Raw genomic sequence first — 552 nt, 5'->3', positions numbered from 1 at the left:
CAGCTGCCAGCACCAATTGCGGTATTACCAGCCATCATCATTGCGTTTCTTCTCAGCAAAGAGAAACTTAACCGCTCTATCGAACATTTTATGCGTGGTGTTGGTCATCAAGACATCATCGCAATGTGCATGATCTACTTGCTTGCAGGTGCGTTTGCTGCCGTTGCAAAGGCTTCTGGCGGTGTCGATGCTACCGTAAACTTAGGTCTATCTGCCATTCCGACCAGCATGATTTTGCCTGGTATTTTCATGATCTCAGCCTTCATTGCGACAGCGATGGGCACTTCGATGGGCACCATCGCTGCCGTTGCACCTGTGGCTTTGGGCATTGCTCAATCTGCAGGCATGAGCTTGCCATTAACCGCTGGTGTTGTGCTCAGCGGCGCGATGTTTGGTGATAACCTTTCTATCATCTCTGACACCACCATCGCGGCAACACGCTCTCAGGGCTGTGAAATGAAGGACAAGTTCAAAGAGAACATCCGCATTGCACTGCCTGCAGCACTGGTTGCTATGGGTATTTTTGCGTTCAACAGCACTGCGACTCAAGTG

Annotated in this window: 1 protein-coding gene; it reads left to right on the top strand. The window is 50.4% G+C overall.

Going from position 1 to position 552, the window contains the following annotated elements:
* Positions 1 to 552, top strand: a 552-nt coding sequence (locus R7E78_RS29455) for a Na+/H+ antiporter NhaC family protein (RefSeq protein ID WP_318059060.1), incomplete at both ends; no start/stop codon positions are given.

This window comes from Vibrio sp. YT-19(2023) (assembly GCF_033337395.1).
Note: the sequence above shows the minus strand (reverse complement) of the source record. Positions and strands in the feature narration are given on the sequence as shown.